General features: G+C 69.7%; 1 protein-coding gene. It reads right to left on the bottom strand.

Annotation, left to right across the window (positions count from 1 at the left end):
* Window positions 1-914 (bottom strand): amino acid adenylation domain-containing protein (locus G4D83_RS45220; protein ID WP_163871167.1); only part of this gene is annotated, 914 nt, incomplete at both ends.

Below are 914 nucleotides of genomic sequence, written 5' to 3'. Positions count from 1 at the left end.
CGCACCTCGGGGTGGGCCAGCAGCGCGGCCTCCACCTCGCCTGGCTCGATGCGGAAGCCGCGAATCTTCACCTGGAAGTCGGCGCGGCCCAGGAACTCCAGCACACCGTCAGCGCGGTGCCGGGCCAGGTCTCCGGTGCGGTAGAGGCGGGCACCGGGGGTGGAGCTGAAGGGGTTGGGCAGGAAGCGCTCGGCGGTGAGCGCGGGGTGCTGGAGGTAGCCACGCGCCAGGCCGTCACCGGAGACGTACAGCTCGCCCGGAGTGCCCGGAGGCACCGGCTGCAGGTAGCCGTCCAGCAGGTACACCTGGGTACAGGAGATGGGCGTGCCGATGGGGATGGAGGCCGGTACCTGTGAGGCCTCCGTCATGCGGAAGCATGAGGTGAAGAGAGTGCCCTCGGTGGGGCCGTAACAGGCGGTGACTGGAATGCGCAGGTGCTCGATGACGCGACGCACGTGGGGCGAGGAGACGACGTCGCCGCCGGTGAGCAGTTGGCGCACGCCACGCAGCCCCTCGAGGTTGCCATCCACCATCTGGGTGAAGAGGCCCGAGGTGAGGTGAAGGGTGGAGATGGAGTGGTGCTGGAGGACGGCGGCCAGCTCCCGCAAGTCGCTGGGGGAGTGGGGAGGGAAGACGACGAGGCGGCCGCCATTGAGCAGCGGCCCCCAGACTTCGAGGGTGGAGGCGTCGAAGGAGATGGGGGCGATGAGGAGGAAGGAGTGCTGGGCGCCGACGTCGGCGTAGCGCACGTCCAGGACGGTGCGCAGCACGGAGGCGTGCTCGATGCAGACGCCCTTGGGGCGGCCTGTGGAGCCCGAGGTGAAGTCGATATAGGCGAGGTTGCGGGCGGAGATTCCACTGACCGGGGCCAGGGCGGGTGCATGCGCCAGTGCCTCAGCGGCCTCCTCGACGAG

This window comes from Myxococcus eversor (assembly GCF_010894455.1).
Classification (GTDB): Bacteria; Myxococcota; Myxococcia; order Myxococcales; family Myxococcaceae; genus Myxococcus; species Myxococcus eversor.
The sequence above is the reverse complement of the archived record's forward strand: the minus strand, read 5'-3'. Positions and strand labels throughout refer to the sequence as shown.